The sequence below is a fragment of the Streptomyces sp. NH27 genome (assembly GCF_056859195.1).
This window is the reverse complement of sequence record NZ_JACEGK010000341.1, coordinates 1-8,592: the sequence shown is the minus strand read 5'-3', so window position 1 is coordinate 8,592 and position 8,592 is coordinate 1. Positions and strand designations below refer to the sequence as shown.

The following is an 8,592-nucleotide window of genomic DNA, read 5'->3' as shown; positions in this document are numbered from 1 at the left end:
GCATGGCGGACAGCCCGAGGCCGAAGCCCACGGCGGCCTGTAGCGGCAGCAGGATCTGGTACCCCGTGTGGGCGTCGAGGAACGCCATCGGCAGCACACCGGCCAGGCTCAGCGTCAGGCCGGCCGCGGAGACGATGCCGCCGCCGACCCGGTCGGTGATCGGCCCGCCGAACGGCATGGACAGCGCGGACCCGCAGCCGATGCCGAGCATGAGCAGCCCCGAGGCGACCACGCCCTCGTGGCGGATGAGTTGGTAGTACAGCGGCAGCAGGATCATCGTGCCGAGCAGGGCGGCGCCGGTGAAGAACACCGAGGTGGTCGCGGCCGTGTAGACGCGGTTGCGGAACAGCCGCAGGTCGAGCACGGGTGTGGCGACGGTGAGGCTGCGCCGGGCGAACAGCGCCATCGCGGCGATCCCGGACAGCAGGGTGGCGAGCACCCGGGTGTCGGTCAGCCCCTGGCGCTCGGCGATCGTGATGCCGTAGAGCACCAGCGGCAGTCCCGCCGCGATCAGCAGGAAGCCGCCGAAGTCGAAGGGGCGCCCCTTGGCGGGGACGCCCCTCGGGACGAGCCGGGCGCCGAGGGCGAGGGCGACCACGCCGACCGGGACATTGACCAGGAACAGCCAGTGCCAGGACAGCGACCGGATGAGCAGCCCGCCGATCGTGGGGCCTATGACGGGACCGAGCACCACGACGATCTTCGTGGCGTTCAGCACCCGCCCCATCCGCTCGGGCCCCGCGATCTCGCCGATCACCGTCTGGCCGGTCGGCACGAGCAGGGCGCCGCACAGCCCCTGGACGGCGCGCAGGGCGATCAACGTGCCGAGGTTCGGCGCCAGGGAGCAGGCGGCGGAGGCCACGGTGAATCCCGCCAGCGCGCACAGCCAGAGCCGGCCGGCGCCCATCCGGCGGCTGAGCCACGCGGTGACCGGTAGCGCGGCCGCGAACGCGATGAGGTAGCCGGTGGCCACCCACTGGGCGTTGCCCAGCGGGGCGTGCAGCACCCCGGCGATCGTCTTGAGGCCGACGTTGACCAGTGATGAGCCGAGGGTGGACATGAACGAGCCGGTGATCACCACCGCCGCGACGCGCCACACCTCCGCGGGGACCTTCGGCAGCGTGTCCGGCGGGCGTGGTGAGGACTGGGTCGTACTGGTCAAGGTCGGCTCCGCTCGCCGGGCGTTCGGGCAGTGGCAGATCGAGATACGTGGGAAACCCTACTATTGATATTCCCATCAAAGCACTGGCTGTTCCATGGGTTTTCCCATGGATGGTCTAGGGTGCGGTGATGACGTCGAACTCTCGGTCGACCGGGCCACGCCCGCCGGTACTGATGCAGTTGCCGGGATTCGCCCTCTCCCACCTGGGCCGGAAGATGCGGGGTGGGATGAAGAGCGCCTTCGCACGGGACGGGCTGTCCGCGCAGGCCCACTTCGTGCTGCTGTGCCTGACGGAGTACAGCGACATGTCGCAGCGCGAGCTGGCCGACCTGCTGCAGATGGACCGCAGCGACCTGGTCAGGCTGCTCGACGTGATGGAGGGCGAGGGCACCGTCCGGCGCAGGCCCGACCCTGCCGACCGGCGGCGTTACGCGCTGTCCATCACACCGGGCGGGGTGCGGACGCTCGAACGCGGCGCCCACCTCGTACACGAGGCGACCGACGCGGCTCTGGCGCGGCTGGACGCCGACGAGCGGGAGACGCTCCACCGGCTGGTGCTCCGAGCGCTGGACGTGCCCCACGAGTGAGGACCGCGGGGAGGACGCCCGCGCCGGCCCGCATGTGGACGGCCGCCGCCGAACGATGATGCTGCGTCAGCCGGTCTCCGGCAACGGCGTCACCACAGGGGCGCGGCTCGACGCCCGGTCGACCGCGGCGCAGGCGGGACCGGTGGCGGCGGTCGTCACCAGGGCCGGTACGACGTAGCCGAGTCGCGGGCGTCAGCAGCCCGGCGTTGAAACCGGCCTGGAGCACGACGAGTTCGGTGAGCCCGCGGGTGTCGAGCAGCACTCCGATACGCGGACACCCGAAGCCCGGTTCCCTCGGACCGGCGAGCGGACGGGGCTTGACGGTCCGCCGGGTCGGCCGGCGCAGCGCCCAGCGAGCGCAGGCTGGAGGCATGTCCGCGTCGGCGCACCGTAGTTACTGGTGCGTGCCGCGCGACACGCCGGCTTCCGCCCTGCCGAGGATCACAGGGATCACAGGGACCACGGGTTGGCGCCGGTGAGGACTCCCGCTGTCCTGCCGGCGGGCAGGCGGTGCTGGAGAACCGCGGCGAGGGCGAGAGCGCCGGACGGCTCCAGGGTCAGGCTCAGGTGGGTGCGGGCGAGGTCGGCCGCATGCGCGATGTGGGCTTCGTCCACGCACAGCATGTCGTCGACGACGTCGAGCATGGTGTGCACGGCGGCCGGCACCGGCACGCGCACGGCCACGCCGTCGGCGCGGGTGTCCGTGCGGGGCGTGGTGACGACGCTGCCGGCCTTCCAGCTCAGTGCCATCGCGGGAGCGCCCGCGGCGCACACCCCGATGACGCGCGTGTGGGGGGAGCGCGCTTTCATCCACGTGCCGATGCCGTTGACGAGGGCGCCGTTGCCCACCGGGACGAGGAGTACCTCGGGAGCGACGGGGGCCAGCTCGCAGCCGATCGTGCCGGCGCCCTCCGCGATGCGGGGCTCGTCGCCGTCCTCGACGTAGGTGACCTCGCCGCTTCGCGCGGCCTCCTGCTCGGCCTGTGCCTTGGCGTCGTCGAAGTCCGCTCCGGTGAGGACCACTTGGGCTCCCAGCCGGCGGATCCGCGTCACTTTGGCCTGGTTGGCGTCGTGCGCGCAGAAGACGGTGACGGGGATCTCGTGGCGGCGCCCGGCCCAGGCGAGGGCCATGCCGAAGTTGCCCGCCGAGGCGCACAACACGCGCCGGCCGCGGGGCAGGGAACGCATGTAGTGGTCGGCTCCCCTGCCCTTGAAGGAGCGCAGCGGGTTCACCGTCTCGACCTTGACCCACAGCGGACGGCCGAGCGCCGCGCTCAGTTCGTCGTCCTGGAACTGTGGAGTGTCACGGAAGAGGGGGTCGATGGTGCGGCTGGCTTCTTCGATACCTTCAACGGAAACCATGGCGCCTATTGTATACGATAGACAGGTGGCGATACAGCAAACCCTCCTGGCCGGCCATCCGTTGCTCCGCGCTCCCGCGAAGGCACTTCCCTTCCCCCTCGACGCTCGGGGCATGGCGCTGATCGCCGACCTCGACGACACCCTCGCGGACTGGCAGCAGCGCACCGGTTACGGCCGGGGCATCGCCGCACCGCAGATCGGCCACGGCGTGCGGGTGGTCCACTGCCGGCTCGACCAGCCGTGGACGCTCGTCAATCCCCGCATCACCGGCCACGCCGACGCGACGTGGGAGGTGTGGGACGGCTGTCTCAGCTTCGCGCTGGAGTTCTTCTGCACCGTGCGCCGGTACACCTGGATCGACGTGACGTACCGATCGCCCGACGGGCACTCCCACACCCTGCGGGCGGACGGCGACCTGGGAGAGTTGCTGCAACACGAGATCGACCACCTCGACGGCCACCTCGCCGTCGACCGCATGACCGAGACGCGCACCCTGTGCATGCGCGCGGAGTTCGAGCAGCGCCACCGACACGAAAGCCCGTACCACTCATGATCCTCCACCCGACCAGCACGCCAGAGCCCATCACCCGCGGCGAACCGCTGCGGGAGAGCGCCTACGCACGCATCGTCGATTTCGTCGCGACCGGCCACTTCGCACCAGGGGCGGCCCTGACCGAGGCGTCTCTCAGCCGCACCCTGGGTGTCTCACGCACGCCCGTGCGGGAGGCGCTCCTGCGCCTGCAGGCGGAGGGAGTGGTGGACTCCGCGCTCGCCAAGGGCTTCGTCGTCAAGGGACTCACCGCCCGCGAATGCGCGGAGCTCTACCCCGTCCTCGCCGCGCTGGAGTCGCTCGCCCTACGATCCGTGGCCCGCCTGCCCGAGGAGGCGGCCGAGCAACTGGCGGAGCAGCTGGGCGAACTGGAGCGCTGCGACGACCCCGTCCGGCGCCGTAGCCTGGACGCCGGGTACCACGCGGCGCTGGTCGAGCTCGGCGGGAACCAGCATCTTCGCTCGCTCACAGGGCAGTTGCGCAACAGCCTTTCCCGCTACGAGATCGCCTACATGCACCACACCCCGCTGCGTCACCGACCCGACGCCGAACACCGCGCGATTCTCGCCGCGTTGGCCGAAGGAGGCGGCGCGGCGGCCGCCGTCCTGGTCGAGCGGCACTGGCAGGCGGGCAAGGACCGCATCCTGAAGTGGCTGGAATGACCGTGCCGGCGAACTCCCTTGCCCCGCCGGCCGGTCGGCGACATCGGGGCGCTCTCCAACGGAGCACGGCGGCGCTTCCGCAACGGAGTCACCACGGCGTCCTTCCCCGCGTACCGGCGCGGAGCCCGGCCCGGGTCCTCCCGCACGGCTCCTTCGACCGCCGCCGGCGCCCGGGCCGGCGCCTGCGCCGACGGCGGCTCGACCCGGCCCGCCGCCTGTAGCGCCCCGGCGCCCGGGAAGTCCAACAGCGCCTGCCGCTCCGTCCCGCCCGTCTCCTCCACGTCGTACGTACTCATGCCAGGTCTCCCGGCACGGCTGCGAGCGTGTTGGAGCACGTGAACGTGGTCACCGCCTGTTACTGTCCATTCCTCCCGAATGGCCCGATAAAGGGCAATTCGCGTCCGCAGGCGGTCGAGAGGACATGGACCATGAACGACTTTTCCCGGCGCGGATTGCTCAGGGCGACGGCGGCTGCGGGCGCCGGTGCGGTCGTCGTGCCGGGCGTCGGGGCCCTGGAGGCGCCGAGCGCGAGTGCCGCGAGTGCCGCGAGCGAGGCGTCCGAGGCGTCCGAGGGCGGTAGTTGCCCGCCGGCACAGTTGACCGGTCGCATCGTGCGTCCAAAGGATCCCGACTACGCCGACTCGAGCATCGGCTGGGACGAACTGTTCGTGCACTATCCGCTGGTCATCGTCTACGCCCAGAACACCCAGGACGTGGTGAACGCCTTGACCTGGGCGCGGCAGCACGACGTCGCGTTGCGGGTGCGCAGCGGCCGCCACTGCCTTGAGGGCTGGTCCAACGTGGACAACGGCATCGTGATCGATGTCAGCGAGCTGAAGTCGGTGGACATCGATGCCGGCGCCCGTACGGCGTCGGTCGGCGCCGGGCTCAACCAGCTGGAAGCGGTGACCACGCTCGCCAAGCAGAACTTCGCGGTGACGACCGGCACGGAGGGCACCGTGGGGCTGTCCGGCGCGACGCTCGGCGGCGGTCTCGGATTCCTCACCCGGTACCTCGGCATGGCCTGTGACAGCCTGATCGGCGCCGAGGTCGTCGTGGCGGAGGGCGCCGAATGCGCCAAGGTGATCAACGCGGACCTGAACAACGACTCGGACCTGCTGTGGGCTCTGCGTGGCGCGGGCAACGGCAACTACGGGATCGTCACCCGACTCACCTACAAGGTGGCCCCACTTGCGAGCGTCACCTACCTGACGGCGACGTGGGACGGCATCGGGGACCTGAAAGGGATCTTCGACACCTATCAGCGCACGGCACCCCACACCGACAACCGTCTGGGCACCCAGCTCGAGATCCACCGGAACCAGATCCTGCTCTTCGCGGTTCTCGCGGAGGGCACCCCGGAGGAGGCGAAGAAGCTGCTGGCGCCGATCCTCTCGATCGGCAGCCCCAACGTCACGACCGAGGTAGGCAATTGGGGCGACGTGTATGCGGGATTCCAGATCCCGACCGCGGACGAACCCGCGAACTGGAAGTTCTTCTCGCAGTTCACCTACAAGCCGTTCCCGCGGGAGGCGATCGACGTCGTTGCCCGGTTCATGCGGGACGCGCCCACCGACGACAGCAACTTCTTCGCCCAGGCATTCGGCGGCGCGGTCCGGCGGAGCCCCCGCGGCGGCACCTCGTTCCCGCACCGTGACGCGCTCTTCTACTCCGAGCCGGGTGCCGGCTGGGGCACCCGCGGCGTCCCGGGCAGCGGCGACGAGCTGACCCCGGTGGCCCAGGCGTGGATCGCCGAGTTCAGCCAGGCGCTGCGGCCCTACGTGAACGGCGCCTACGTCAACGTCCCGAATGTCGGGATGCAGGACTGGGAAACCGCCTACTGGGACGGCAACTTCGACCGCTTGCGCACGATCAAGGCGAAGTACGACCCCCGCAACGTCTTCCAGTACGAGCAGAGCGTCCCGCCCGCGTTCTGCTGACCGACCGCAACCGAGCCCCCTCCCGATTCGACCGGTGAGGGGGCTCAGCGACGTTCTACGTCCATGTCCTATGTCTATGTCCTACGTCAACTCGCGGATGTCCGCCGCCGTGAACTGCGACTCAGGACGAGGTGCCCGCGTGACGGTGGCGCAGGGCGAGGTACAGCGCGCCGCCGCCGACCAGCAGTACACCGGCGGTGATCCCGAGCGGCAGGGCCGCCGAGCCGCTCCCGGACCCCGAGAAGTCCTGGGTGGCGGCCGAGTTGCCGCCGCCGGTGGATCCGGCCGACGCGGAGTTCGCGGCGGCCGCCACGGCGGCCGAGCGGTGAAGGTGCCGGTCGGACTTCACCGAACCGTCGCTGTTGAGCAGCACCTGACGGTCGTTCGGGTGCCGGAAGTCGAAGGCGCCGGTCAGGCTGCCCGCGCGGGTGTCGAAGGACGCGTCGCCGATCCGGCCCGCGTGCCAGTTGTCCTCGATGAAGCGGGTGATCGAGGCTTGCTCGGTGCGGGTGTGGTCGACCGAGTTGACCTTGCTGTAGGGCGAGATGACCAGCAGCGGCTGGCGGGTGCCGGGGCCGCAGCGGTCGGCGTAGCCGCCCACGGCGGCCGGGCCCCCCTGGCACGCCGGGCTGTCGAGGGACTTGCCGTTGGAGCCGACCGTGATGTCCTTCGAGCCGTTGGCCACCTTGGCGTAGACGTGGTCGTACCAGCCGTCGGAGTCGTCGTACGCGATGACGACGGCGGTGTCCTGCCACTGCGGGGAGGACTGGATGGCGTTGATCTCACCGACCAGGAAGTGCTGCTCGTCGATCGGGTCGGAGTAGCCCGCGTGCCCGTCCTGGTAGGAGGCGGCCTTCAGGAAGCTGACGGCCGGCAGCCTGCCCGCCGAGAGGGCGGCGGAGAAGTCGGTGAGGTCGTAGTTGTGGTTCGCCTGGCCGTTGTGGCCGATCTCCGCCACGTTCTTCGGCGGCAGGTGGTGCGGGTTCGCCGTCGACTTGTAGTACTGGAACGGGGCGTGGTGCGAGCTGTAGTCGACCGAGGCCGCGCCGCCGACGTTGGGGTGCGTGCTGCCCTGGCAGTTGGCGTAGTCGCCCTGCTTGCCGTCCCACGGGGTGGACGGGCGGAAGCCGCCCTGGAACCAGCCCCAGGACACGTCCTTGGCGTTGAGCAGGTCGCCGATGTTCTTGCCGGTCAGCGCCGCCAGCGCGTTGGTGCTGGTGTGGCTGTTGTCGGCGCAGTCGTCATAGGCCGGGTCCGGGTCGTTGATCATGGTGCCGACGCCCTTGGCGTCCGGCGAGACGACCGCGTACGGGTCGGGGCTGGCGGTCTGCTTGGGGTTCTCGGTGCCGGTCGACGGGTCCATCGAGATCACGCCGTGCGTCTGGCCGGAGGCGAGCTCGATCGCGCCGGGGGTGGACGGGCCGTACGCCGAGCTGAAGGAGTTGTCGCCGAGTGTGTAGTGCTGGGCGTAGTTCCACAGTGCGGTGACGGTGTTGCCGTCGTAGTAGTCCATCACCAGTCCGGGTTCGCCGAAGAGGTTGCCCGAGCACTTGCTGGTCTCGGTGTTCTGCACGTACTGGTCGGCCTTGCCGCCGTTCGCGGCGTACTGCTCCGGGCCGTACGAGTGGTTCTGGTCGCAGGTGACGGCCTGGGACGGGCTCAGCCGGGTCGGCGTGTACTGGTTCGGGTTCTTCGTCAGCAGCCCCGCGTGGCGGGCGGTGTCGATGTCCTTGGGCGTGTGCCGGTCGGCCGTGAACGGTGTGCCGTCGGTGTTCGCCGCCACCGGATACGCGCCGAAGTAGTGGTCGAACGACTCGTTCTCGTCGTAGATGACGACCACGTGCTTGATCGGGGTGGCGGTCGCGCCGCCGCCCCCGTGGTGAGCCGCGTCGGCCCCGGCCGGCGCGGCGCCGCCCAGCAGTACGAGCGCCGCTGATCCCGCCAATGCCCCCCAGCGCGCCGCTCGTAGCCGCGAGCCCGCTGGTCTTCTGGTCGTACCGCTCGTCCCACGCATACCTGGTCAGCCTCCGCAGTGCTCTTCGGCGTGCCGTCGATGAATGTTCACCTGCCGTACATGATCGTCCCATTGGGCCGAACATGACAATGCCCCGGCGGGCCGCGTGTCCCCGCCGGAGACGATCCACCGACGGCGCGCGCTCAGGTGAGCAGGCCGCGGCCGAGCCAGTCGGTGCGGTCCTTGACGCCGGGCAGTGCGAAGAAGTAGCCGCCGCCGAACGGGGTGATGTAGTCGACCAGTGGTTCGCCGGCCAGCCGTTTCTGCACGGCGGTGAACTGCCGTTCCAGGTCCTGCTGGTAGCAGATGAAGATC

8 protein-coding genes and 1 pseudogene are annotated in these 8,592 nt (G+C 70.4%); 5 read left to right on the top strand and 4 right to left on the bottom strand.

The window, feature by feature from the left end:
* The coding region (locus AC13HU_RS24860; protein WP_483044164.1) for a DHA2 family efflux MFS transporter permease subunit at positions 1-1,162 on the bottom strand (1,162 nt) is incomplete at its 3' end.
* Positions 1,163-1,290: 128 nt separating this feature from the next.
* Here AC13HU_RS24860 and AC13HU_RS24855 point away from each other — a divergent pair.
* On the top strand, positions 1,291-1,749 hold the full coding sequence (locus tag AC13HU_RS24855; RefSeq protein WP_483044163.1) for a MarR family winged helix-turn-helix transcriptional regulator: 459 nt from the start codon (positions 1,291-1,293) through the stop codon (positions 1,747-1,749).
* Positions 1,750-1,804: 55 nt separating this feature from the next.
* Positions 1,805-1,927 carry a hypothetical protein gene (locus AC13HU_RS24850; RefSeq protein ID WP_483044162.1) on the top strand — a complete coding sequence of 41 codons (123 nt, stop codon included), beginning with the start codon at positions 1,805-1,807 and terminating at the stop codon, positions 1,925-1,927.
* A 272-nt stretch (positions 1,928-2,199) separates the two neighbouring features.
* Here the strand turns inward: AC13HU_RS24850 and AC13HU_RS24845 are convergent, their stop codons facing one another.
* Positions 2,200-3,111 carry a threonine ammonia-lyase gene (locus AC13HU_RS24845; protein ID WP_483044161.1) on the bottom strand — a complete coding sequence of 304 codons (912 nt, stop codon included), beginning with the start codon at positions 3,109-3,111 and terminating at the stop codon, positions 2,200-2,202.
* Positions 3,112-3,136: 25 nt separating this feature from the next.
* Between AC13HU_RS24845 and AC13HU_RS24840 the strand changes: the two genes are divergently transcribed.
* The 3 genes from AC13HU_RS24840 (at position 3,137) to AC13HU_RS24830 (ending at position 6,263) form a co-directional block, all read left to right on the top strand.
* On the top strand, positions 3,137-3,664 hold the full coding sequence (locus AC13HU_RS24840; protein WP_483044160.1) for a peptide deformylase: 528 nt from the start codon (positions 3,137-3,139) through the stop codon (positions 3,662-3,664).
* On the top strand, positions 3,661-4,323 hold the full coding sequence (locus AC13HU_RS24835; protein ID WP_483044159.1) for a GntR family transcriptional regulator: 663 nt from the start codon (positions 3,661-3,663) through the stop codon (positions 4,321-4,323). The genes AC13HU_RS24840 and AC13HU_RS24835 overlap by 4 nt, the downstream gene beginning before the upstream one ends.
* Positions 4,324-4,751: 428 nt before the next feature.
* On the top strand, positions 4,752-6,263 hold the full coding sequence (locus AC13HU_RS24830; protein ID WP_483044158.1) for an FAD-binding oxidoreductase: 1,512 nt from the start codon (positions 4,752-4,754) through the stop codon (positions 6,261-6,263).
* Positions 6,264-6,384: 121 nt separating this feature from the next.
* Here the strand turns inward: AC13HU_RS24830 and AC13HU_RS24825 are convergent, their stop codons facing one another.
* Positions 6,385-8,277, bottom strand: coding sequence for a phospholipase C (locus AC13HU_RS24825; RefSeq protein ID WP_483044157.1), 1,893 nt, complete (start codon positions 8,275-8,277; stop codon positions 6,385-6,387).
* A 143-nt stretch (positions 8,278-8,420) separates the two neighbouring features.
* Positions 8,421-8,592, bottom strand: a pseudogene (locus AC13HU_RS24820) (deferrochelatase/peroxidase EfeB); the annotation flags it as partial.